Raw genomic sequence first — 22515 nt, forward strand, 5'->3', positions numbered from 1 at the left:
TGCTAAGTTGCCTGTCTTGCCATTCGTTGCCCAGGGGAAACACCATGCTCCGCCGCCCTCTCGTTGCCTTGCTCGCGCTGACCAGCACTCTGCTGGCGTTTCCGGCCCTGACCGCCGAACAGACCAAGGTCACGCCCACGGCGAAGGAGATCCTCGCCAAGTCCACACCGGCCGAGTGGCGCAAGCCCGATCCGCAAAACCTGATCTACATGCAGCTGCCGCAGGGCCGCGTGGTGATCGAGCTGGCACCGGATTTCACTCCGCTGCATGCGGCGAACATCCGCACCCTGGTGCGCGAGCACTACTTCGACGGGCTGGCGATCATCCGGGTGCAGGACAATTTCGTCACCCAGTGGGGCGATCCCAACGATGACGACAATGGCGACAAGAGCAAGATCCGTTCGCTGGGCAAGGCCAGCAAGACGCTGCCGCCGGAATATACCCGCCCGATCGATCCGAAACTGGCGTGGACCGCGTTGCCGGATGGCGATGTGTACGCGCCCGAGGTCGGCTTCTCCGAGGGCTTCCCGGCCGCGCGCGATCCGGCCAGTGGACAGGAATGGCTGACCCATTGCTACGGCGCCGTCGGCGTGGCGCGCGACGTCGATCCACAGACTGGCAGCGGCAGTTCGCTGTACGCGGTGATCGGCCAGGCGCCGCGCCGGCTGGATCGCAACCTCGCGATCGCCGGCCGCGTGCTCGAAGGCATGCCGCTGCTGTCCGGCCTGCCGCGCGGTGCCGAGCCGATGGGCTTCTACACCAAGCCGGCGCAGCGCATCACCATCGGGTCGGTCCGGCTTGCCGCCGATATCCCGGCCAAAGATCGCCCGGCGATTGAAGTGCTGCGCACCGACAGCCCCACCTTCGCGACGCTGATCGACGCCAAACGCAATGGCCGCAACGCGTTCTATGCCTTGCCGGCCGGCAAGGTCGACCTGTGCAGCATCGACGTTCCGGTACGTGAGCCGACGCCAGCGATCAAGACGACCCACTGATGCCCGCAAGCGCGACCCGGCAAACATTCTGTTCAGCCGCGTCGGTTACCTTGCAAACCATGTGGTCCACTGCGGAAATCGTGGCATGGCGTTGAACGACACCCTGAGCTTTCTGCGTGCATGGCTGCGCGATCCGCGCGGGATCGGCGCGGTCACGCCATCCGGTGCAGCGTTGGCCCGGCTGATGACTGCCCACGTCAGCCAGCTGGATGGCCCGGTGATCGAGCTGGGTCCCGGCACCGGCGCGCTGACCCGGGCGTTGCTGGCTCGTGGTGTGCCGCCGCATCGGCTGGCGCTGATCGAGGCCGACCCGCATTTCGCCGATGCGCTGGCCCGGCGTTATCCGAAGGCCACGATCCTGCGCATGGACGCCGCGCAGCTGGGGAATACCGAGTCACTGTTCGGCGAGGAGCGCGCCTGCGCCGTGGTCAGCGGACTGCCACTGCTGTCGATGCCGGCGCTGCAGGTTGCTGCCATCGTGCAAGGCGTGTTCGAACGCCAGCTGCGCAGCGACGGCATGTTCTACCAGTTCACCTACGGCCCGCGTTGCCCGCTGCCAGCCGCACTGCTGAAACGACTGAACCTGCAGGCGCAACGTGTCGGCAGCGCGCTGTTGAACCTGCCGCCCGCCGCCGTCTACCGGATCACCCGCTGCGTCGACATCCAGGTCGCCGTCTGACGCCCACGGCTTCTGATCAAGCCACCGGCGGACTTCACCATCGGGCAACACGGACAATTTCTTCTTCGCTGCCGCTCGATCAGCGCCGGAGAAGCACGCCCTGGCCAAACCCTTTGCGAGCACGCTGGCGTGAACACTGCATGAAAGCAGCCCGGCATCACCACATAACCTTTTCATCCCACCGGTTATGAGTATGGGCAGTGCCCGCAACGCCTGAAATGCGCGGAGGGTTGATTTGTCTGAAGTCGATGCGCGGAGTGACCGGATGAAACGCAGCAGGAAAGTGCTGAGCTGGATGGCAGGGGTGCTGCTGGCACTGATCGCGGTGCTGGTGATCGTGATCGCCACCTTCGACTGGAACCGCATGCGGCCGTTCATCAGCGACAAGGTGAGCCAGGCGATCGGACGGCCGTTCGCGATCAATGGCGATCTCACGGTGGCCTGGCAGCGCGACCGCAGTGGCGGCTGGTTTGCCTCCCTGCTGCCGTGGCCGCAGTTCACCGCGAACAAGGTCAGCATCGGCAATCCGGCCTGGGCGGCGCAACCGCAATTTGCCCAGCTGGATGCGTTGCGCTTCTGGCTATCGCCACTGGCGCTGCTGGTTCACCGCATCGACGTGCCGTCACTGCAGCTGGTGCATCCCACCGTCGACCTGGAGCGCGACAAGTCATCGCGCGCCACCTGGACGTTTGTGCTGCCGCAGGGCCAGACGCCATCGGCGTGGACGTTGAATCTGGGCACGATCGGTTTCGATCGAGGGTTCATCACACTCGACGACGCGGTCAGCCGCGTGAAACTCAAGGTGACGGTGGAGCCGCTGCAGGAGGCGATCCCGTACGACCAGATCGTGGTGCAGCAGTCCGCCGATGCGCGCGAGCAGGCGGGCAAGACCGCCGGCGCTGCGGCAAAGAAAACCATGGCGGGCCGCGATGCCGGGAAAGACCGCGAGGACCAGGTCGGCCACGCCAGCGCGGCGACGGCCTATCAGTTCGGCTGGCACGCCGAAGGCAGCTACCAGGGCAGCCCGTTCAAGGGCCACGGCAAGACCGGTGCCATGCTGGCGCTGCAGAAAACGACTGAACCCTTCCCCGTGCAGGCCGACGTGCATATCGGCGACAGCCACGTCGCGCTGGTCGGCACGCTGACCGACCCGATGCAGCTGGGCGCGCTCGACGTGCGGCTGTGGTTTTCCGGCTCCAGCATGGCCAAATTGTACCCGATCACCGGCATCACCCTGCCCGACACGCCGCCGTACGCCACCGAGGGTCATCTGAAGGCCGAGCTGCATCGCCATGGCAGCCGCTTCAACTACCAGGATTTCCGCGGCCGCGTGGGTGGCAGCGACCTGGCCGGCAATCTGTTGTTCGTCACCGGCGGCGCGCGCCCGAAGCTGAGCGGCGACCTGCATTCGAACCTGTTGCAATTCGCCGATCTGGCGCCATTGATCGGCGCCGATTCAAATACCGAAAAACAGCAACGCGGCGACGGCACGCTACAACCTGCCGACAAGCTGCTGCCGGTCGAACCGTTCCGCACGGAGCGCTGGCAGGCGATGGATGCCGACGTGAACTTCACCGGCGCCCGTATCGTGCACGGCGAGGCGCTGCCGATCGATTCGCTCAGTACGCACCTGGTCATGAACAATGGCGCGCTGTACCTGGATCCGCTGCGCTTCGGCCTCGCCGGCGGCTCGGTCAGCAGCAACCTCACCCTTGACGGCAGCCAGACACCGATGCGCGGCCTGCTGAAACTCAATGCGCGGCATCTCAAGCTCAAGCAGTTGTTTCCCACCTTTGCGCCGATGCGTACGAGTTTCGGCGAGATCAATGGCGATGTGGCGCTCGATGCACGCGGCAATTCGGTCGCCGCGTTGCTGGGCAGCGCGAACGGCGAGCTGAAGTTGCTGATGAATGACGGTGCGATCAGCAAGAATCTGCTGGAAACGGCCGGACTCAACGTGGGCAACATCGTCATCGGCAAGCTGTTCGGCGACAAGACGGTGAAGATCAACTGCGCCGCCAGCGACATGGCCGCCAGCAAAGGGTTGTTCGACATGCGCCTGTTCGTGTTCGACACCGACGACGCAGTGATCAACGTGGACGGCACGATCGATTTTGCCAGCGAAAAACTCGACCTCGACGTGCAACCGCATACCAAGGGCTTCCGCGTTTTCTCGCTGCGTTCGCCGCTGTACGTCAAAGGCACGCTGAAGAATCCGAACGTGGGCGTGCAGAAGGGCCCGCTGTTGATCCGTGGTGCCGGCGCCATCGCACTCGGCGCGGTGGCCGCGCCGGTCGCCCTGCTCGCGCTGATCGCGCCCAGCCATGACAACGACACCGACAATACCTGCCGCACCGTGCTGCAGCAGTTGCGCAGCTCCGGCAAGATGATGCCTTCGGCCAAACGCAACGCTGCACCACGAAAGAAGTAACCGATCCGTCGTGCGTTGAACAACCGATGCCGGCGCTAGAATGCCGGTATCCCCTTCGCGCGAACTCCCCATGCAACCCGTCAGCCAGGCCCGTCTGCAGATTCACTTCTGCGTGTTGCTGTGGGGCTTCACCGCGATCCTCGGCAAGCTGATCACGCTGCCGGCGTTGCCGCTGGTGTGGTGGCGCATGCTGCTGGTGGTGGTGACCTTGCTGCTGATACCAAAGGTGTGGCGCGGCCTGTTTGCGATGCCCGCCCGACTGCGCTGGGCCTATGCCGGCATCGGCGTGCTGGTATCGCTGCACTGGCTGAGTTTCTATGCCGCGATCAAGCTGTCGAATGCTTCCGTCGGGGCAACGTGTATTGCGTTGGGCCCGGTATTTCTGGCCTTCATCGAACCGTGGATCGCCAGGCGCAAGTTCGACCCACGCGAGCTGATGATCGGCGTGGCGGTGGTTCCCGGGGTGGTGCTGGTGGTCGGTGGCGTGCCGCACGACATGCGCCTTGGCATCGCGGTCGGTGTGTTGTCCGCGTTATTAGTGGCGTTCTTCGGCGCGCTCAACAAGCGGCTGGTGGAACACGGCGATCCGCTGACAGTGACCTTCATCGAACTGGGCACCGGCACCGTGTTTCTCACCCTGCTCGCGCCCTTGCTGCCGCACGCCGGGCCGGCCTTCGTGCTGCCGAGCCTGCACGACGCGCTGCTGCTGCTGGCGCTGTCGTTCGGCTGCACGCTGCTGCCGTTTGCGCTGGCACTGGTGGCGTTGCGCCACATGAGTGCGTTCGGCACGCAGATGGTGACTAACCTGGAACCGGTCTACGCCATCGTGCTGGCGATCGTGCTGCTCGGCGAGCAACACGAACTGGATCGCTGGTTCTACGTCGGCGTGGCGGTGATCCTCGCCGCGGTGTTCGTGCATCCGCTGCTGAATCGCCAGCAACGCGGCACGAAGCAACCGGAGCTGCTCGGCACCACAGAAAGCCACAGCATGGTGGATTGACTGCTGCGTGGCCGAATCGGCCGCAGGCCCGGCATGCTCAACCGTCCTTGTCCGTCAACACGGGCGCAAAACCGCCACCGGGAGGCCGGAAATTGGTGGTCTGCCCCTGATAGATGCGTGCGGCGTAGAGCAATGCCTCGCCACGATAGGCATAGCAGCGGATGTCGACCTTGAATGCAGCCGTATTTGCCCCGCCAAGCCGTTCGCTGGGTGCCACGACTTCCTGTGCGACGTAGTTGGCACCGGCGATGTCGTCCCATACCCGACGCGTGAGCTTGTCGCCGCGGTAGGAGGCCTTGCTGCCGAAACCAGCAGCTGGCTTGAAGAAATAGTGGCGCCGCTCGGCCCACATGCTGTCGCGGTTCTGTGCCGTCAGCAGACGAGTCTCGGGGACGGCCGCGCTCAAGGTCGCTGTCGAGGTCGGACTTGCGCCAGCAGACTCCAGGAAATCGCGGTTGCCGAGCAGGCTCAAATTGCGTTTGTCCGCGTACAGCGCATGCGCACGTGGATGCGGGCTGACGGCCACGGCGCCAGTCAGATAAGCCGTGCGCATGACGGCGTGCGCAGGCTGCTGCAACGCGAAGTCGGTCAGCCGGTTGTAGATCAGATCGACCCGGTTGTCGCCCAGCCGCAGGTGGCCGCGTTCGAGCCGCAGTTCCTCGGGCGCGCAAATTTCGGCGCGGTAGCCATGCCGGCGAAAGAGTTCGCGGAACAGCACGAATTCCGCGTAAAGGTATTGCTGTTTCGGCGACTCATCGACGATAGCCACGAAGCCCATCGGCGCGGAGCCACGTTGCAGCTTCCACTCGGTCAGCATGCATCGTCGCACCGCATCGTCCACCCGCGCCGCGTCGGTAGGCGGTTTGGTCGTCTTGGGCATGCACACACGCTGCGCCTGCCCGAGCAGCGCGTTGAGCAACACGCCGCCCGGATTGGTGTTGATTTCGATGAGCCGCGGGCCGTCCGTACCCAGATGAAAATCCAGCCCCAGCAATCCACCCGGCGAGCCCGGATCGAAGCGGGCGATTTCCGGCGCCCATGCCAGCACGGCCGACTGGTAGACCGGCAACGCGGTCGTCTCCTCGACGGCGGCGACCACTCTGGCCATCTGGTCGATCTGCCGACGTGAGACGTAGACAGGCAGCGCCGAGAACAAATGCGGGTGCGATTCGGCCAGCGTTGCGGACAGCCCGTGCTCGGCAAGCACGGCGTCAAGCGATGCATGCAGCGCTTGCGGGTCGACCGCCATGCAGAAGCACTCGCTATTGAATGCCTCGATCGACGCGACGGAGGCACAGTCGACGGCGCACGACTCCGCCGCCATCCAAAACGGCGGCCGGTTCACGGCGCTATGCTCGACAGGGTCATTCGGCGTGGTCCCGGAACGATGGAAAACCCCGTCGTACGACCTGGCTTTGATGGTCGTTCATGCGCCGCAGGCCATGTCCGGATGAACGACACGTCGATCCCGGCAGCGCGATCATGGTTGTGTTTTTTCCGGGTTGGCGTTGTGCGCAGCGTCGCCGGGCATGAGCATGCCTTTCATGTCCGCCGCATCGTGGGGATGCGTCTCGCCCTGGTTGTCATCGTCCATGTCCATGTCTTCATCCGGCGGCGCCCTGGCCACGATGTCCTTGTATTGCTCCGGGGTCATGCCGGGCAGTTTCCGCAGGAACGCCACCATGCTCCAGATCGTGGCGTCGTCATGGCTGGCACCCCACGCCGGCATCGCGCTCATCTTGATGCCGTGCTTGATGACCCAGAACGCCTCGCGCGGCTCGATTCGCTCCCGCGACAGATTCGGCGGCTGCGGGTACAGACCCGGGCGGATCTCGGAATCGGCCATGCCCGGCTTGAGGTGACAGCCGGTGCACATCGCCGCGTATTGGCCGGCACCCTTGAGGATCAGTTGCTGGTCGTCGAGGTTCGGCACCTTGATGTCCCGCGCGTGATGCGCGATCGAGCGCGCACGCAAGGTCTGCATCAGCGCGTACACGGGCTTGGTGTGGTGGTCGTCGGCACCGATGTTGTAGACGCCCGACTCGACGAATGCGCCGACAACGGCGACAACGATGACGCAGAGAATCGCGAGGGTGACGATAAATCGTTTCATGACCTTTCCTCAGAACCAGATACGGACGCCGGCCACCCATTGCCGGTCGAAAACGGCCTGATGCTCGTCGCGGACGAAATCTGCCGTGGCAGCGAAGCGGCGTGTCCAGACTACGCCGATGTACGGCGCGAATTCCCGCCGGACCTCGTAACGCAGACGCAACCCCAGCTTCGCATCCGTGAGACCGCTTCCAATGCCGCGCGCGGCATCGGACTTGCCATGGAGATTGACTTCCAGCTCCGGCCGCAGGATCAGCCGCTGGGTGAACAGCAGTTCGTAGCCGGCACGCAGGCGTGCGGCGGTACGCCCGGAGGGACCGACATAAGCAGTCGCCTCGATGTCGAACCAGTAGGTTGCCAGCCCCTGGATGCCGAATGCAGCCCACTCGCGCGCCGGCCCGAATCCGGCATCGTGGCGCAAGCCCAGCTGGGTGCTCCAGAACGTGGCCACGTTGTGGTTCCAGAACGCTTCGAGGTCACCGTCTTCGAGCCTGCCGCGGCTGCGCTCGCCTTCGGTGCGTACCCACAATTTGTTCTCGTCGTTACCGTACCAACCTTCGGCCTCCCAGCTCTGGCCGTTGGCATCGCGGCCGTGGAACGCTTCGAGTTGGTCAATCAGCAGCATGCCGAACGGCGCGCTGCCGTGCATGTGTAACCCGTGCACGGAGCCGCCCGCAACGCCGTCGGAATAATCGTCACTGCGTGCATCCGCCGGCGCACTGCCACCCTGCATCGGCCCCATGGTCATGCCTGGGATCGAACCCATGTCTCGCCCAGCGTCATGGTTCATGCCTGGCATGGCTGCGTGGTTCATGCCTGGCATGGCTGCGTGGTCCATGCCTGGCATCGAATCATGATCCATGTCGCTCATGCTCTTCATTTCATGGGACGAGGAGGTGGATTCGGCAGGCGCGTATTTCTTCCTCTCCTTCGCGCCGGGCGCTTTCGTTGCCGGTCTTGTGGTACTGCCGACCTGGGTCGGGGCCGCCATGCCCGGCATGGCGCTCATGTCCATCGGCACCGTGCCGGTGGACGAGGCAGGTGTGCTTTGGGCCGATGCCGTCAGCGGCAATGCCAGCAGCAGCGCGACCAGCAACGCGGAATGCGGCGGAACGAATGAGGTGTTACAGCGACTCATTTTCATGACACCACCACCTCGCGGAACATGCCTGCCTCCATGTGATACATCAGATGGCAGTGGTACGCCCAGTGGCCGGGATTGTCGGCCGACACGGCATAGGTGATGCGCTGCGCCGGCTGCACGTTGATGGTGTGCTTGCGCACCTGGAACTGGCCGTCCGGATTCTCCAGCTCGCTCCACATGCCATGCAGATGGATCGGGTGGTTCATCATGGTGTCGTTGACCAGCACGATGCGCAGACGCTCACCACTGTTGAAATGCACCGGCTTGGCGTCGGAGAACTTCACGCCATCGAACGACCAGATGAAGCGCTCCATGTTGCCGGTCAGGTGCAGCTCGATTTCACGGCTGGGTTCGCGCACGTCGATCGGACCACCGATCGTGTGCAGGTCGGCGTAGGTCAGCACGCGTCGGCCGTTGTCGCGCAGGCCGATACCCGGGTCGTCGAGGCTGGTGCGTGGCATGTCCACATGCATGTCCACGCCGGGGCCGTATTCGGTGCGGGCGTGGCGCACCACGGGTGCAGCAGCGGATGGCATGCCGGGCATCGAACCATGGTCCATGCCAGCCCCCGACATCCCTTGCATGTTGCCGTGACCGGCATCACCCATCACCATCGCGCCCATCATGTCCTGCATGCCCAGCCACTGGACGGGATCGGGCTTGGGCACTTCCGCTTGCATCCCAGCGCGTGGTGCCAAGGTGCCGCGGGCGTAACCCGAGCGGTCGATCGACTGGGCGAACAGCGTGTAGGCGCGCTCGTCCTGCGGCTCGACGATCACGTCGTAAGTTTCGGCCACGGAGATGCGGAATTCGTCGACCGACACCGGCTCGACATCCTGGCCGTCGGCCGAGATCACCGTCATCTTCAGCCCCGGAATCCGCACGTCGAAAATCGTCTGCGCCGAACCGTTGATGAAACGCAGGCGGATCTTTTCGCCGGGTTTGAAGATGCCGGTCCAGTTGCCGGCCGGCGCCGCACCGTTCATCAGGTAGGTATAGGTGTAACCGGAGACGTCGGCGAAATCGGTCGGGTTCATGCGCATCTCGTTCCACATCTTGCGCATGGCGAGCGCCTGACTCAGACCCTTCTCGTGCACATCGCGAAAGAAATCCGGCACCGTCGGCTGGGCGAAGTTGTAGTAATCGCTCTGCTTCTTCAGCCTGGCGTAGATGCGCTCGGGATTTTCGTCGGTCCAGTCGTTGAGCATCACGACATAGTCGCGATCGGCCGGATGGCGATGCGGACCGGCTGGCTCAATCACCAATGGGCCGTATAGCCCGGTCTGCTCCTGGAAGCCCGAGTGCGAGTGGTACCAATAGGTGCCCGCCTGACGCACCTGGAACTGGTAGAGAAAGGTTTCGCCGGGTGCAATGCCATCGAAGCTGAGACCCGGCACGCCATCCATGCCGGTCGGCAGAATGATGCCGTGCCAGTGAATGGAGGTCGGCACGCGCAACCGATTGGTCACGCGCAGGTTCACCGTGGTGCCTTCCTTCCAACGCAGGATCGGACCAGGAATACCGCCGTTGACGGTGGTCGCCAGGCGCGTGGCGCCGGTGTAGCTGACGGGTGTTTCGGCGATGTCGAGCGCGAAGTCGGTGCCGCTCAGCACCGTGGGCTGGCCGGGGCTGGTCAGCGCCCAGACGTTCGAGGGGCGCAGCAGGCCCAAACCGGCCAGGGCGCTGCCGAAGGCGACACCCTGCACGAAGCGACGCCGCGACAGATCTGCCGGGGGCGGGGAAAACAGGTTCATGGAATCTCTCCAGGGCAAGCGATATCGAGCGTTCGTACTGATCACAGCCGATTGCCACGATCGCCGACACGCGACGACCACGAGCAAAGCTCATCAAAAACGAGGGAGAGTCAGACCGCCGGCGGTCGCAATGGAGGGGCGGTATTCAACGATGGCGCGCTGCCGGGTAGCGGCATGGCGTAGCTGGCGACGATCGCAGTCGGGGTCGGAACAACAGCCCCCCCGGGTAGCAAGGTCGTGCTGCACATCGCAGTACAACTGCAGGCATGACCTGTCATGCCGCCGCACAAACCGGCCTGATTGTCGCAGCAGGACCCGGACGCCTTGTTGACGGCCACATGGTGATGACCGTGTTCACTGGCCGCCGCAACCGTTGCGTGCATGGGGTGGGAGTGAGGCACCCCCGACATGCCCATCGGTGCAGCGGCCAATGAGTTGATGACCAGCATTAGCCACGCCAGCACGCCCATCGCCCGAAGGCGACGTGAACGGGCGAGCAGGCGCAGCGAGAAGATCATCTGACGAGCTTACCGGTGTGACCTGACGCCCTCAACTCTGGAGATGGGTTCAAATGACTCAAGGCTTGCTGAAGCCCATATGCAGCGTGATCTTGTCGCCGACCTTGAGATCCGCCATCGACTTGGGTGGGAAATGCACGGTCAGCGCCATGCCCCCGGCATCCACGCCGACCATGCCGGTCTTGGCGTCGACCGTAGTCACGGAGGCAGCCATCTTGTGCATGCTGCCGTTCTTGTCGCGATGCATCTTGTGCATCATGCCCTTGTCCATGTGCCCCATGCTGCTCGAAGCAGATGCCGGGCTCATGCTTCCGGCATCCTGGGCATACACGGTGGTGGCCGCCATGCAAAGGCCAAGCGCGGCCGTCGCAACAATGATTTTCGGTGAGAACTTCATGAGGGTGCTCCGCTTGATGGGCAGTCGGGCCGAATGCCTGACCGGTTGCAGCTGTGCAACACGCCGAGCCTGCACCGCCTGATGTGCAGGAAAGGTTATGCGCCGTGTGATGCATGACCGGGAGCTGGGCGCCGGCGCATCTATACTGGGCCTTCCCGCCCGCCGTGACCGCCATGAATTATCGCCACGCCTATCACGCCGGCAATTTCGCCGACGTCCTGAAACACACCGTGCTGTTCGCGCTGATCGAGGCAATGCAGGCCAAGCCGACGCCGTTCTGCTACATCGACACCCACGCCGGCAGTGGCAACTACCTGCTGGACGGTTTCGAGGCGAAAAAGACCAGTGAGTACAAGGATGGCATCACCCGGCTGCATCCGGCCGAAAAGGTGCCGCCGCTGCTGCAACGCTGGCGCGCCAGCATCCTCGGTGGCGAAGGCAACGAGCAGGGACTGAAGCATTACCCCGGCTCGCCGCTGCAGGTCGCCCGGCTGCTGCGCCCCGACGACAGCGCGCAACTGTGCGAGCTGCACACGGAGGAAGCCTCCAAGCTGCGCGATCTGTTCCGCGGAAATCCGCAGGTGCACGTGCATCAACGCGATGGCTACGAGGCGCTGAAGGCGCTGCTGCCGCCGAAGGAAAAACGCGGCCTGGTACTGATCGACCCGCCGTACGAAGCGCAGGAAGCCGAATACAAACTGATCGAAAAGGCGCTGAAGGAGGCGCTGCAGCGTTGGCCCACTGGCGTCTATGCCGTGTGGTATCCGATCAAGCTGCGCAGCCAGGTGCAACCGTTCCTGCGCGGCCTGCAACGCAGCGACGCCAAACGCGTGCTGCGCGTCGAACTGCTGGTGCATCCGGACGATTCACCGCTGCGCCTCAATGGCTCGGGCATGGTGATCCTCAACGCACCATGGAACTTCGATGACGTGCTGCGTGAGCCGCTGCGCGCGCTGGCCAGCCTGCTGTCGCAGGAGCGCCCGGCCGAAGTAAGACTGGACTGGCTGCTGCAGGAAGGCGCCGAACCTCCCGCGCCGAGTCCGCTGCCACCGTCACGGCTGCTGCGTCCCGGGCCGCCGCCCCCACGCAGGCGCTGATGCTGTCGGCACGCGCTGCGCCGACACGGCTTGTTGTAGCGTAACGACCATTGACCCGAGTTCCCCCGTCACGTCGCCACTGGAGTCTGCCATGCGTACCGCTGCCCGCGCCCTGCTCTGCCTGCCTGCCCTGCTGGTTTTGCTGACCCTGGCTGCCTGCGCCCCGGCACCCATCTACAAGGCGGCTCCCCAAGCTGTTGTCGCCACTCCGCAGCAGGTAGCACAGTCACCCGAACGCTATGCCGGCGGCGACGTGATCTGGGGTGGCCGCATCGTGCAGGTGATGAATTTCACCGACCACAGCGAGGTCGAGCTGCTCTCCTATCCGCTGGATGCCTCGCAGCGTCCGAAGGCGAACGACAGCGGCAGCGGTCGCTTCATCGCGGTACTGCCCGGCTACGCCGAACCGCTCGATTACCCGGCTGGCGCCCTGATGACGGTCAGCGGCAAGCTCAACGGCAGCCGCGCCGGCAAGGTCGGCCAGGCTGACTATGTGTTCCCGCTGGTCAGCGCGGCGCAATCGCACGTCTGGACGGCCGAAGAAATGAACAAGGGCCGCAACAACGTGCGCTTCGGCCTGGGCGTGGGCGTCGGTATTCACTGATCCTTCTGGCGGGCGGGCGCTTCGCCAGCCCGCCACCGAATCAGCCCTGGAATTGCGCGAACGTGACGAAGTGGCCACCCGGTTCGCGATAGCCGATCTCGGTGGCGCCATAGAACGTGTCGTGCCGCGGCGCCACGATCTCGCAGCCTTCCAGCGCCGCGGCCAGCACGTCGATGTCGTCCACCTCGACGAACAGGCAGCTGCGATCACTCCGCCAGTGCATCCCCGCCACATGCGGATCGGCCATCAGCGAAGCGATGGTCTGCAGCATCAACTCGATGCCGTTGCCGACGAGGATCACGAACGCCGGCCCGCCCTCGCCCGGCACCTCCGCCGTCACCGCGTAACCCAGCCGGTCGCGCCAGAACGCGAGGCTCGGAGCAATCGTTTCGACAAACAGCACGGGCGTGGCCTTGCGGCAAACCGGTAACACCATGGAGCAACTCCTCGAAGGGATGAAAACGCCAGCATGCCGCGTGCGCTGCGCCTTGTATCGGCCTCTCTCGCGACGTGTCCAGTGGGGTGGCCGGAATTTCCCTCGGTAGCCTACACTTCGGGGCCAACCTCGAAGGAACCGAACATGTCAGGCCACGCCGCCAATCCCATCAAGGCCATCCTGCTCGCGCTGGGCGCCAACTTCGCCATCTTCGTGGCCAAGCTGTTCGCCGCCATCGTCACCGGCTCCGGCGCGATGATGGCCGAGGCGGTGCACTCACTGGCCGACTGCGGCAACCAGGGCTTGCTGCTGCTCGGCATCCGCCAGGCCAAGCGCCCGCCCTCCGACGAATTCCCGCTGGGCTGGGGCCGCGCGCTGTACTTCTGGTCGTTCCTCGTCGCGATCCTGTTGTTCAGCGTGGGCGGCATGTTCTCGATCTACGAGGGCATCCACAAACTCACGAATCCCGAGCCGCTGAAATGGCCGTGGCTGGCGCTCGGCGTGTTGGTGTTCGGCATCGTCGTCGAAGGCATCTCGATGCGCGGCTGCATGCAGGAAGTCAACAAGGCTCGCGGCGATCAGAACCTGTGGACGTGGTTCCGCGAAACCCGTTCCAGCGAACTGCTGGTGATCTTCGGCGAAGACCTCGCTGCGCTGATCGGCTTGTGCCTGGCCACACTGGCGGTCGGCATGACCATGCTCACTGGCAACCTGATGTTCGATGCCGCCGGCACCATCGCCATCGGCGTGCTGCTGATCGTGGTGGCTGTGCTGGTCGCGATCGAGGTCAAGGCATTGCTGATCGGTCAGGGCATGGAGCCGCGCCGCCGCGACGAACTGATGGCCTTCCTGAAGAGCCGCCCGGAAGTCGCCGAGGTGCTGAACCTGATCACGCTGCAGATGGGCTCCGACGTGATGGTGGCGGTAAAGGCACGCATGCAGCCAGCCAGCGGAGACCAACAACTGATCGAGGCGATCAACACCGTCGAGGCCGCGATGAAGGCGGAGTTCGCTGATGTGCGCTGGAGTTTCTTCGAGCCGGACTTTGCGGATTGAGTCGTGGCGATTGAGCCCTGATATCGATGGCGTTCGATGACAAACGAACTTGTAACCGATCGACTTGCCTGCGCAATCCATCAGACGGTTGCACACGAACCGCCGCGCTACAATTCCTGCCCCTGACATAACCCAGCCCTTACCATCCCATGCGCAATCCCCTGCAAGAACAACTGCTCAAGGCCGGTCTGGTCAACAAGGCCAAGGCAGCGCAGGTGGTGCGTGAGCAGGCGAAGAAACACAAAGGCAAGGGGCCGGCGACGCCGAGCGCCGAGCATATTGATGCGCTGCGGTTGCAGGCCGAGAAGGCTGAGCGCGATCGCGCATTGGCGGCGGAGCGCAATGCACAGGTGCGTGTCAACGAGGCGCATGCGCAGGTACGGCAGATCGTCGAGGCGCACAAGGTGAAGCGTGAGGGTGAGATTGCCTATCGCTTTACCGACGGCGAAACGATCAAGGACGTACTGGTCAACGAAGCACTGCGGGCACAGCTGGCCAGTGGTTCGCTGGTGATCGTGCGTCACGACCAGGGCTACGAATTGTTGCCGCGGATAGCAGCCGACAAGGTGTATGCGCGCGATGCGGCGATGATCGTGCTTGATCACGGCCGCGCCGAGGCTGGTAGTGGCAACGGCGAGGACGACGAGTACTACAAACAGTTTGAAGTGCCGGACGACCTGATCTGGTAGTGCGTCAGCGCTTCAGTTCCAGCAGGTCCCAGCCATTGCCGTACAGATCCTCGAACACCGCGACGGTACCGTAAGCCTCATAGCGCGGTTCCTCGCGAAAGTGCACGCCGGCGGCGCGCATGCATTGCCAGTCACGCTGGAAATCATCGGTGTTGAGCAGCAGGAACACGCGGCCACCGGTCTGGTTGCCGATGCGCGAAGCCTGTTCGTCGCCCTTCGCCTTGGCCAGCAGCAGACGGGTCTCGCTGGAACCAGGCGGCGCCAGCAGCACCCAGCGCTTGCCGCCGCCCATGTCGGTGTCCTCGATCAGCTCGAAGCCGAGTGCGCGGGTGTACCAGGCAATCGCCTCGTCGTAGTCGGCGACCAGTAGCGCCAATGCGCCGAGATGCTGTTTCATTTCTTATTTGCCTTGATTGTCGGTTGCGGACCCAACTCCGCCTGCAGTTTTTTCGTCAGCTTCGCACGCGCCAGCATGTACGCATCGAGGATGAACGCCTCCAGCTCGACAGTGCCGAAGCGCTGCGGCTCGGCGATCGATATCCAGTGCGCCCGCGCCATGTACGGCGCCGGGGTGATGCCGGGCTGGTCGGTGAGTTCGAGGAAGCGATCGTCTGCCACCTTGAACGACAGCCGGCCGCCCTCGCTGCCGTCGGACGGGGTTACCGCAAACATCTTGCCGCCGACACTGAATACCAGGGCGGCGCCCCATTTGATGTCACGCGTCACCCCGGGCCAATGGCCGCACAAAGTCTCCAGCTGTGCAGCGGTGAGGCCGCTGGCCTGTTTGCGGGTCATGCCTTGCTCCATCGAAATCCAGATCGCATTGTGCGTTGCGCCGCAATGACTGTCTGCCAAGCCAGCAGCATCCCGTACCGCAACATGGCTCGTGCCCGTACCGGGCTCAAGCCTTGGTCAAATGAATGAATCGTCATTGCAAATTCATGTTGCGTTGCACACAATACGCAAAAGTATGGAGCTGCCATGATCCCTGCCATCGACTTCTCCGCGCCGTCCCGCTTCGCCTCGTTGCCCCCGCGCAGCAGCGAACGCTTCGCCCGTCCGCGCGTGGCGCCGTCGCCGCATGGCGAGCAGGTGCGCACCGAGGATGGCCGCGAGCTGGTGTTGCGTCCGATCGAGGCGGGCGACGTGGCCGCGATGCAGCGTTGTTTTACCCGGCTGTCGCCGGAAGACATCCGCCGCCGATTCCTGCATGCAATGTCCGAACTGCCCGCGCCGATGGCGCAGCGGTTATGCCGGATCGACCCGGCGCTGGAGACTGCATATGTGCTGATGGACGAATCGGTGCAGCCCGCGGAAATGCGCGGCGTGGGCCGGATCTATGTCGACGAGGCCATCGACAGCGCCGAGTTCTCGGTGCTGGTGGAACAGGACTGGAGTCGCCTCGGCCTGGGCGCGCTGCTGATGCAGCGACTGGTCGACGACAGCCGTCGCCGCGGCCTGGGCGAGCTGTGGGGCTATGTGCTGCTGGAGAACCGCCCGATGCTGCAGTTGTGCCGGGAACTGGGCTTCGTCCAGCGGATGATGCCGGACGAGCCGGGCACCGCGCTGATCACGCTGAAGCTCTGACAGTCGCGGCACAACCCGCACCACACCCCATTCGCCTCGCCCCCGGATCGAGCCCGGGAGCAGGCTATGGGCGCAGGCCACGGGCCGAAGTCGAAGGGGCTCCGGGTCTGCACTTCGACTTCCTCGTTCCTCAAAACCACGGCCACCTGTGGCTGCTCTCCGCGCACGCCCGCTGACGCGAGCCACGCTTGGGGCGAACGGCTGTTTCCCGAGCCATGGGCTTCGACAACGCGTCGAATGGCCGAAACCGCCCCGGCCAGCCGGGGCTGTCGCGTTACACTTGCCCGCTTTCCCCGGCGCAGCTCGATGGCGGCGCCCTGAACACGCGTCCCCTATGTCCAGCCTGATCAAGCACCCGCCCCTGCCGACCACCCCCAAGCAACGCCGCTACTGGACGCCACCGCACGGCTCCGGGCGAGCGCTGCTGATTGCCGAGGCGGCGCGCACGCACGATGGCCTGCTGGTGGCGGTGACGCGCGACACCCAGCGCGCGCAAGCACTGGAAACCGAGCTGAAGATCTTCGCCGGTGGCCTGCCGGTGCTGCATTTCCCGGACTGGGAAACGCTGCCCTACGACGTGTTCAGCCCGCACCCGGAGATCGTCTCGCAACGCATCGCCACGCTGTACCAGTTGCCGAACGTGAAACGCGGCGTGCTGGTGGTGCCGGTGGCCACGCTGATGCAGCGGATCGCACCGCGTGCGCACATCACCGGCTCCGGGCTGGTGCTGGCCAAGCGCCAGAAGCTCGACCTCGCCAGCGAGCAACGCCGGCTCGAAGCCTCCGGTTATCGCAACGTGCCACAAGTGGCCGAGCCAGGCGACTTCGCCGTCCGTGGTGCGCTGCTCGACATCTTCCCGATGGGCACGGCCGAGCCGTACCGCATCGAGCTGTTCGACGACGAGGTGGAATCGATCCGCAGCTTCGACCCGGAAACCCAGCGCTCGCAGCAGCAGGTGGAGAAGATCGAGCTGCTGCCCGCGCGCGAGTTCCCGCTCACTGATGAGGCAGCGAAGGAGTTTCGCGGCAACCTGCGCGAGCGCTTCCCGATCGACGTACGCCGCTGCCCGCTGTACCAGGACATGAAGGAAGGCGTCACGCCCGGCGGCATCGAATACTACCTGCCGCTGTTCTTCAAGCAGACCGCCACACTGTTCGACTACCTCGCCGACGATGCGCTGTTCGTGCTCGGCGAAGGCGCCGGCGACGCGGCCGACCAGTTCTGGAGCCAGACCGCCGAACGCTACGACCAGCGCGCGCACGATATCGAGCGCCCGGTGCTGCCGCCGGCCGAGCTCTACCTGCCGCCGGAGCAGTTGCGCGAACAGCTCAACAAACGGCTGCGCGTGGAAGTGGTCGACGCCGGCCACGAGCACGCCATCGCCGTCGGCACCCAGCCGGCGCCGGAACTGCCGCTCAATCGCAAGGGCGAGGAACCGGGCACGTCGCTGCGACATTTCCTTGCCAGCTATCCGGGGCGCGTGCTGATCGCCGCCGATTCGGCCGGGCGACGCGAAGCGTTGATCGAGACGCTGGCCGGCGCCGGCATGAAGCCGGACATCGTGGACGGCTGGACGTCCTTCCTCGCCACCGATACGCCACGCTTCGCCATCACCATCGCCGGTCTGGAACAGGGTTTCGCGCTGACCAAACCACCGCTCACCGTGCTCACCGAGCGTGAGCTTTACGGCGAGCGGGTGCGCAGCGAGCGCGACCGCAAGCGTCGCCGCGGTACCGCGCGCGATCCGGAAAGCATCATCCGCGATCTCACCGAGCTCACCCTCGGCGCACCGATCGTGCACGTCGATCATGGCGTGGGCCGCTATCAGGGGCTGGTTTCGATGGACGTCGGCGGCATGGATGGCGAGTTCCTCACCATCGAGTATGCCAAGGGCGACAAGCTGTACGTGCCGGTGTCGCAACTGGGCCTGGTCAGCCGTTACAGCGGTACCGCACCGGAGCTGGCACCGCTGCACTCGCTCGGCGGCGATGCGTGGGAACGCGCGCGCAGGAAGGCTGCCGAGAAGGTCCGCGACGTCGCTGCCGAGCTGCTGGCGATCTACGCCCAGCGCGAAGCGCGCGGTGGCGAGTCCATGCCGATCGACCGCCAATTGGTGGAAGAATTCGGCAGCACCTTTCCGTTCGAGGAAACCCCCGACCAGGAAAGCGCGATCGAGGCTGTGCTCAACGATCTGGCCGCACCGCGCGCGATGGACCGGGTGATCTGCGGCGACGTCGGTTTCGGCAAGACCGAGGTTGCGTTGCGCGCCGCGTTCGCTACCGCCACCGCCGGCAAACAGGTCGCCGTACTGGTACCCACCACCCTGCTCGCACAGCAGCATTACCGCAACTTCGCCGATAGGTTCGCCGACTGGCCGGTGCGCGTGGATGTGCTGTCGCGCTTCAAGTCGAGCAAGGAAGTGAACGACGCGCTGAAGCGGCTCGCCGACGGCCAGATCGACGTGATCGTGGGCACGCACAAGCTGCTGCAGCCGGACATCAAGTTCAAGAATCTCGGCCTGGTCATCGTCGACGAGGAACAGCGCTTCGGCGTGCGCCAGAAGGAACAGCTGAAGAAGCTGCGCGCCGAAGTCGACTTGCTGACGATGACCGCCACGCCGATCCCGCGCACGCTGAACATGGCGATGGCCGGCCTGCGCGACCTCTCGCTGATCGCCACGCCGCCGGCGCATCGCAGCGCCGTGCGCACCTTCATCTCGGTATGGGATCCGGCGACGATCCGCGAAGCGCTGCAACGCGAGCTGTCGCGCGGCGGCCAGGTGTATTTCCTGCACAACGAAGTGCAGAGCATCGAGCGCACCGTGCGTGAGCTGGAGGAACTGGTGCCCGAGGCGCGCATCCGCATCGCCCACGGCCAGATGCCGGAGCGCGAACTGGAAGGCGTGATGGCGGACTTCCATCGCCAGCGCTTCAACGTGCTCGTGTGCACCACGATCATCGAAACCGGCATCGACATACCTACCGCCAACACGATCATCATCGACCGCGCCGATCGTTTCGGCCTCGCGCAGCTGCATCAGCTGCGCGGCCGGGTCGGCCGTTCGCATCACCGCGCCTATGCGTATCTGGTGGTGCCCGACCGCAAGTCGATCACCGCCGATGCGCAGAAGCGCCTGGAAGCGCTGGCCTCGCTGGAAGAACTCGGCGCCGGCTTCACCCTGGCCACGCACGACCTGGAAATCCGGGGTGCCGGCGAACTGCTCGGCGACGAACAGTCCGGCCAGATCCAGGAGATCGGTTTCGGCCTCTACACCGAACTGCTCGATCGCGCCGTGCGCGCATTGAAGTCCGGCAGGATCCCCGACTTCGACCTCAGCAGCGAACACGAAACCGAAGTCGAACTGCACCTGCCCGCGCTGATCCCCAACGATTACCTCGGCGACGTGCACGCGCGCCTGACCCTGTACAAGCGCATCGCCAGCGCGCGCAGCGAGGACGACCTGCGCGATCTGCAGGTGGAGATGATCGATAGATTCGGTCTGCTCCCGGACAGCACGAAGCAATTGTTCGTCGTGGCCAGCCTGAAGCTGATGGCTACCCCGCTGGGTATCCGCAAACTCGACTTCGGCGCCACCGGCGGGCGCATCGTGTTTCGCGAAAAACCGGAAATCGATCCCATGGCGATCATCAAGCTGATCCAGCAACTGCCGCGTGTATACAAACTGGACGGCCAGGACAAGCTGAAGATCACGCTGGACCTGCCCGGCGCCACCGAACGCATCCGTAGCGCGCAGGAAGTGCTGATCTTGCTGGGCGCGCGCCGGCCGGGCTGATACTCGGCATGTTGTTGCCTACCTGCCTGGCGGTTGCCGCCTGCAGTCGCTCTGCTCGATTTGGGCTGCAACCACGACCATGCGCGAGCGCCATGTACCAGCGGCCTGCGCCGTGCGCATCTTATCGAAGTGACCCTCCGCGTCCGGATTGACTCATGCCGGCCAGGCCAGCCGTGGCGCAGCGAAGCCGTCGGGCACGGCGTCCGTCCTGGCAATGAGCATGGTCATGTCTTGCATCGCCCGGATGCGCACTGGCACGACCCATGCTTGACATGAGTACGGCGGGTGATGCAGGTTCAACAATTACCCATTACGACGTGCCCTGTCGGCGGGCAGTTGAACCGGTGGTCGGCAAGCGCGGACAACCCGCCGGCGTGTCCCAATGATCTGGCAAATGTACGCAAAGTTCATTGGCAATCTCGCAAGAGATTGACTGAACGGAGTGAGGCAAATGGAGAGGCTGATCACAGTACCGGCACGAAGTCGCCATGGGCGGCCATGGCCCGGCCTTGTGCTCGGCTTGCTGTGGCTGCTGGGTCTGGGCGTGTCGCATGCGGCGACTCCGCTGAATGGCGCATGGCGTGAAGTCCGCACCGATGACACGGCACAGACCGTGCTGGACGAATACCGTGCCGGCCTGCTGAAGAATTTCGACCCATCCTTGTTGCAGCAGTTTCCGCGCAGCAGCACCGGCAGCTGGGTGGTCATCGCGCCGCAGCCGCCATGGAACAATGACGAACGCGTGCTGACGATTTACCCACCTCCGATGGGCACCGTCACCGTACTTGGAACGGGCGAGACGCAGTCCCTGGCGCTTGACGACTTCAGCGAGACGCTTCACGGTCATGGCCGGCTGGCATGGCGTGTGCCAGCGACGCAAGCGGCATCGGCGCTGATCCTGCTCAGGTTCGAACCGAACCTGATGCTCAGTGCACCGGTGCGGTTCCAGATACAGACCTGGAGCGAATATCTGCGGCAGGATGCACGGTGGCTGGTATTCGCCAGCGCCTGCTTTGCGGTGATGCTGGCGATGGTGCTGATGGCGCTGTGTTTCGCGCTGATGCTGCGTGACGTCGCGTATGCGTGGTACGCCGGCTACATCCTCTGCTACACGTTGATCCAGGGCATCCAGACCGGCTTCATGTTTCACCCGCTGGAGTGGAGCTGGTTATCCGGCGTCGCCCTGATGGCCGGCCCGGCCGCCGTCGCGCTGTCGGTGGCGTTTGCGTCGCTGTTCATGATGCGGTTCTGCGAATTGCAACGTCATGCGCCGCTGTTGCGGGTGCCGATCATGGCGCTGGCCGTCGGCATGATCCAGTTGGTATTGATGCGTTGCAGCCACATCGCGCTGCTGGTCGAAGTGGCGCAGATCCTGCTCAATCCGCTGCTGATGATCGGCGCCGTGCTACTGCTGGTCGCCGCCATCGTCGCTGTCGCACGCGGCTCGCGTCAGGCGTGGTTCTTCCTGATCGGATGGACGCCGCTGCTGCTGCTTACCGCGTCGACCAGTGCCCAGGTCAGCGGCGCCCTGCCCCAACTGGACTGGCTCAACGATGCCAGCCTTGCCGGCGGTGCATTCGAGGCGATCGTGCTGTCGCTGGGCCTGGCCGACCGTGCCCTCATCCTGCGCCACGACCGTGACATCGTGCGTGTGCTGGCCGACCGCGACGCGCTCACCAATGTACTCAATCGTCGCGCCTGGACGGAACGCGCCAGTGCCCTGCTGGCAAGCGGATCGCCGCAGCCGATCGCCTTGCTGTTTCTCGACCTGGATCATTTCAAGCTGCTCAACGATCGCCAGGGCCACAACACGGGCGATCGCGCCCTGGTCGCCGTGGCCAAGGCACTGGCCGCCGAATTGAGACCATCCGATCTGCTCGGCCGTTACGGTGGAGAAGAGTTCGTCGCCTTGCTCGATGGCGCCATGCCGCAACAGGCCATGCACGTGGCGATCCGCCTGTGCCGGCGCGTGCACCGGCTGGAGATTCCGGTCAGCGACGAGCCGCTACTGCTCAGCGTCAGCATCGGCGTCGCCATCCGGCGGGAGGGCGACGATGTGGAGTCGCTGGTCGAACGTGCCGACCAGGCCATGTACGACGCCAAGCTCAACGGCCGCAACCGCGTTTGCCTGCACGAGGAGACCGTGTCGCCAAACGCACCGGCCAGCTCCCGCCTGCATGTCGTGGAAAAGCGCGAGTAGCGCTGGCCGGGCCAGCTGACGGC

The 22515-nt window shown here is 64.7% G+C and carries 21 protein-coding genes; 12 read left to right on the forward strand and 9 right to left on the reverse strand.

Features of this window, described 5'->3' with window-relative positions:
* The first annotated feature begins 44 nt into the window (after window positions 1-44).
* The 4 genes from EAH75_RS06480 to EAH75_RS06495 all read left to right on the forward strand — a co-directional run bounded on the left by EAH75_RS06480 (window position 45) and on the right by EAH75_RS06495 (window position 5105).
* Window positions 45-995: a peptidylprolyl isomerase gene (locus tag EAH75_RS06480; protein ID WP_140804828.1), complete on the forward strand. Its 951-nt coding sequence runs from the start codon at window positions 45-47 to the stop codon at window positions 993-995.
* 85 nt (window positions 996-1080) lie between these two features.
* Window positions 1081-1674, forward strand: a complete 594-nt coding sequence (locus tag EAH75_RS06485) for a class I SAM-dependent methyltransferase (protein ID WP_140650399.1) — start codon at window positions 1081-1083, stop codon at window positions 1672-1674.
* A gap of 265 nt (window positions 1675-1939) precedes the next feature.
* On the forward strand, window positions 1940-4105 hold the full coding sequence (locus EAH75_RS06490; protein WP_140804829.1) for an AsmA family protein: 2166 nt from the start codon (window positions 1940-1942) through the stop codon (window positions 4103-4105).
* 70 nt (window positions 4106-4175) lie between these two features.
* Window positions 4176-5105: a DMT family transporter gene (locus EAH75_RS06495; protein WP_140804830.1), complete on the forward strand. Its 930-nt coding sequence runs from the start codon at window positions 4176-4178 to the stop codon at window positions 5103-5105.
* 37 nt (window positions 5106-5142) lie between these two features.
* Here the strand turns inward: EAH75_RS06495 and EAH75_RS06500 are convergent, their stop codons facing one another.
* The gene (locus EAH75_RS06500; protein ID WP_241668901.1) at window positions 5143-6354 is read right to left on the reverse strand and encodes a hypothetical protein; all 1212 of its coding nucleotides are present in this window, start codon (window positions 6352-6354) and stop codon (window positions 5143-5145) included.
* Here EAH75_RS06500 and EAH75_RS19725 point away from each other — a divergent pair.
* The gene (locus tag EAH75_RS19725) at window positions 6353-6559 is read left to right on the forward strand and encodes a hypothetical protein (RefSeq protein ID WP_170212690.1); all 207 of its coding nucleotides are present in this window, start codon (window positions 6353-6355) and stop codon (window positions 6557-6559) included. The two genes, EAH75_RS06500 and EAH75_RS19725, sit on opposite strands and share 2 nt — an antisense overlap.
* A 26-nt stretch (window positions 6560-6585) precedes the next feature.
* On the opposite strand, the gene EAH75_RS06505 is transcribed toward EAH75_RS19725, so the two are convergent.
* From EAH75_RS06505 to EAH75_RS06525, 5 genes are all read right to left on the reverse strand, one after another.
* Window positions 6586-7218: a c-type cytochrome gene (locus EAH75_RS06505; protein WP_140804832.1), complete on the reverse strand. Its 633-nt coding sequence runs from the start codon at window positions 7216-7218 to the stop codon at window positions 6586-6588.
* A 9-nt stretch (window positions 7219-7227) separates the two neighbouring features.
* Entirely contained in the window at window positions 7228-8361 is a 1134-nt protein-coding gene (locus tag EAH75_RS06510; protein WP_140804834.1) for a copper resistance protein B, read from the reverse strand.
* Entirely contained in the window at window positions 8358-10115 is a 1758-nt protein-coding gene (locus EAH75_RS06515; protein ID WP_140804836.1) for a copper resistance system multicopper oxidase, read from the reverse strand. The genes EAH75_RS06510 and EAH75_RS06515 overlap by 4 nt, the downstream gene beginning before the upstream one ends.
* A gap of 110 nt (window positions 10116-10225) precedes the next feature.
* Window positions 10226-10633 (reverse strand): hypothetical protein, encoded by a 408-nt coding sequence (locus EAH75_RS06520; RefSeq protein ID WP_140650378.1) that lies wholly within the window; start codon window positions 10631-10633, stop codon window positions 10226-10228.
* A 58-nt stretch (window positions 10634-10691) separates the two neighbouring features.
* Entirely contained in the window at window positions 10692-11030 is a 339-nt protein-coding gene (locus EAH75_RS06525) for a hypothetical protein (protein ID WP_140650374.1), read from the reverse strand.
* Between the two features lie 173 nt (window positions 11031-11203).
* On the opposite strand from EAH75_RS06525, the gene EAH75_RS06530 reads away from it, so the two are divergent.
* Both EAH75_RS06530 and EAH75_RS06535 read left to right on the forward strand, forming a co-directional pair.
* Window positions 11204-12127, forward strand: coding sequence for a 23S rRNA (adenine(2030)-N(6))-methyltransferase RlmJ (locus EAH75_RS06530; RefSeq protein ID WP_140650371.1), 924 nt, complete (start codon window positions 11204-11206; stop codon window positions 12125-12127).
* 91 nt (window positions 12128-12218) lie between these two features.
* On the forward strand, window positions 12219-12731 hold the full coding sequence (locus tag EAH75_RS06535; RefSeq protein WP_140650368.1) for a Slp family lipoprotein: 513 nt from the start codon (window positions 12219-12221) through the stop codon (window positions 12729-12731).
* 40 nt (window positions 12732-12771) lie between these two features.
* Here EAH75_RS06535 and EAH75_RS06540 read toward each other — a convergent pair whose 3' ends face one another.
* Window positions 12772-13167, reverse strand: a complete 396-nt coding sequence (locus EAH75_RS06540) for a VOC family protein (RefSeq protein ID WP_140804838.1) — start codon at window positions 13165-13167, stop codon at window positions 12772-12774.
* Between the two features lie 144 nt (window positions 13168-13311).
* Here EAH75_RS06540 and EAH75_RS06545 point away from each other — a divergent pair, with 144 nt between their 5' ends.
* Both EAH75_RS06545 and EAH75_RS06550 read left to right on the forward strand, forming a co-directional pair.
* Window positions 13312-14223: a cation diffusion facilitator family transporter gene (locus tag EAH75_RS06545; RefSeq protein WP_140650361.1), complete on the forward strand. Its 912-nt coding sequence runs from the start codon at window positions 13312-13314 to the stop codon at window positions 14221-14223.
* Window positions 14224-14372: 149 nt separating this feature from the next.
* Complete coding sequence (locus tag EAH75_RS06550; RefSeq protein ID WP_140804840.1) at window positions 14373-14912, forward strand: DUF2058 domain-containing protein; 540 nt, start codon at window positions 14373-14375, stop codon at window positions 14910-14912.
* 4 nt (window positions 14913-14916) lie between these two features.
* Here EAH75_RS06550 and EAH75_RS06555 read toward each other — a convergent pair whose 3' ends face one another.
* Together EAH75_RS06555 and EAH75_RS06560 are read right to left on the reverse strand one after the other, a co-directional pair.
* A complete protein-coding gene (locus EAH75_RS06555) occupies window positions 14917-15309 on the reverse strand; it encodes a VOC family protein (protein ID WP_140650355.1) in 393 nt (130 codons plus the stop codon).
* Window positions 15306-15707 (reverse strand): MmcQ/YjbR family DNA-binding protein, encoded by a 402-nt coding sequence (locus EAH75_RS06560; protein WP_140650351.1) that lies wholly within the window; start codon window positions 15705-15707, stop codon window positions 15306-15308. The genes EAH75_RS06555 and EAH75_RS06560 overlap by 4 nt, the downstream gene beginning before the upstream one ends.
* A 186-nt stretch (window positions 15708-15893) precedes the next feature.
* On the opposite strand from EAH75_RS06560, the gene EAH75_RS06565 reads away from it, so the two are divergent.
* The 3 genes from EAH75_RS06565 (at window position 15894) to EAH75_RS06575 (ending at window position 22492) form a co-directional block, all read left to right on the forward strand.
* Complete coding sequence (locus tag EAH75_RS06565) at window positions 15894-16499, forward strand: GNAT family N-acetyltransferase (RefSeq protein ID WP_140650348.1); 606 nt, start codon at window positions 15894-15896, stop codon at window positions 16497-16499.
* A 334-nt stretch (window positions 16500-16833) separates the two neighbouring features.
* Entirely contained in the window at window positions 16834-20292 is a 3459-nt protein-coding gene (gene mfd, locus EAH75_RS06570) for a transcription-repair coupling factor (protein ID WP_140650345.1), read from the forward strand.
* A 451-nt stretch (window positions 20293-20743) separates the two neighbouring features.
* Complete coding sequence (locus tag EAH75_RS06575) at window positions 20744-22492, forward strand: sensor domain-containing diguanylate cyclase (RefSeq protein WP_140650342.1); 1749 nt, start codon at window positions 20744-20746, stop codon at window positions 22490-22492.
* Window positions 22493-22515: the final 23 nt, after the last annotated feature.

This window comes from Rhodanobacter glycinis, assembly GCF_006438785.1.
Lineage (GTDB): Bacteria > Pseudomonadota > Gammaproteobacteria > Xanthomonadales > Rhodanobacteraceae > Rhodanobacter > Rhodanobacter glycinis_A.

Excerpts from the sequence above, each read along its gene's own strand:
- EAH75_RS06560 (WP_140650351.1), bottom strand. The coding sequence starts at position 15,707 with ATGACCCGCAAACAGGCCAGCGGCCTCACCGCTGCACAGCTGGAGACT.
- EAH75_RS19725 (WP_170212690.1), top strand. The coding sequence starts at position 6,353 with ATGCAGAAGCACTCGCTATTGAATGCCTCGATCGACGCGACGGAGGCA.
- EAH75_RS06480 (WP_140804828.1), top strand. The coding sequence starts at position 45 with ATGCTCCGCCGCCCTCTCGTTGCCTTGCTCGCGCTGACCAGCACTCTG.
- EAH75_RS06505 (WP_140804832.1), bottom strand. The coding sequence starts at position 7,218 with ATGAAACGATTTATCGTCACCCTCGCGATTCTCTGCGTCATCGTTGTC.
- EAH75_RS06520 (WP_140650378.1), bottom strand. The coding sequence starts at position 10,633 with ATGATCTTCTCGCTGCGCCTGCTCGCCCGTTCACGTCGCCTTCGGGCG.
- EAH75_RS06510 (WP_140804834.1), bottom strand. The coding sequence starts at position 8,361 with ATGAAAATGAGTCGCTGTAACACCTCATTCGTTCCGCCGCATTCCGCG.
- EAH75_RS06495 (WP_140804830.1), top strand. The coding sequence starts at position 4,176 with ATGCAACCCGTCAGCCAGGCCCGTCTGCAGATTCACTTCTGCGTGTTG.
- EAH75_RS06540 (WP_140804838.1), bottom strand. The coding sequence starts at position 13,167 with ATGGTGTTACCGGTTTGCCGCAAGGCCACGCCCGTGCTGTTTGTCGAA.
- EAH75_RS06515 (WP_140804836.1), bottom strand. The coding sequence starts at position 10,115 with ATGAACCTGTTTTCCCCGCCCCCGGCAGATCTGTCGCGGCGTCGCTTC.
- EAH75_RS06555 (WP_140650355.1), bottom strand. The coding sequence starts at position 15,309 with ATGAAACAGCATCTCGGCGCATTGGCGCTACTGGTCGCCGACTACGAC.
- EAH75_RS06530 (WP_140650371.1), top strand. The coding sequence starts at position 11,204 with ATGAATTATCGCCACGCCTATCACGCCGGCAATTTCGCCGACGTCCTG.
- EAH75_RS06485 (WP_140650399.1), top strand. The coding sequence starts at position 1,081 with ATGGCGTTGAACGACACCCTGAGCTTTCTGCGTGCATGGCTGCGCGAT.
- EAH75_RS06575 (WP_140650342.1), top strand. The coding sequence starts at position 20,744 with ATGGAGAGGCTGATCACAGTACCGGCACGAAGTCGCCATGGGCGGCCA.
- EAH75_RS06535 (WP_140650368.1), top strand. The coding sequence starts at position 12,219 with ATGCGTACCGCTGCCCGCGCCCTGCTCTGCCTGCCTGCCCTGCTGGTT.
- EAH75_RS06525 (WP_140650374.1), bottom strand. The coding sequence starts at position 11,030 with ATGAAGTTCTCACCGAAAATCATTGTTGCGACGGCCGCGCTTGGCCTT.
- mfd (WP_140650345.1), top strand. The coding sequence starts at position 16,834 with ATGTCCAGCCTGATCAAGCACCCGCCCCTGCCGACCACCCCCAAGCAA.
- EAH75_RS06545 (WP_140650361.1), top strand. The coding sequence starts at position 13,312 with ATGTCAGGCCACGCCGCCAATCCCATCAAGGCCATCCTGCTCGCGCTG.
- EAH75_RS06550 (WP_140804840.1), top strand. The coding sequence starts at position 14,373 with ATGCGCAATCCCCTGCAAGAACAACTGCTCAAGGCCGGTCTGGTCAAC.
- EAH75_RS06500 (WP_241668901.1), bottom strand. The coding sequence starts at position 6,354 with ATGGCGGTCGACCCGCAAGCGCTGCATGCATCGCTTGACGCCGTGCTT.
- EAH75_RS06490 (WP_140804829.1), top strand. The coding sequence starts at position 1,940 with ATGAAACGCAGCAGGAAAGTGCTGAGCTGGATGGCAGGGGTGCTGCTG.
- EAH75_RS06565 (WP_140650348.1), top strand. The coding sequence starts at position 15,894 with ATGATCCCTGCCATCGACTTCTCCGCGCCGTCCCGCTTCGCCTCGTTG.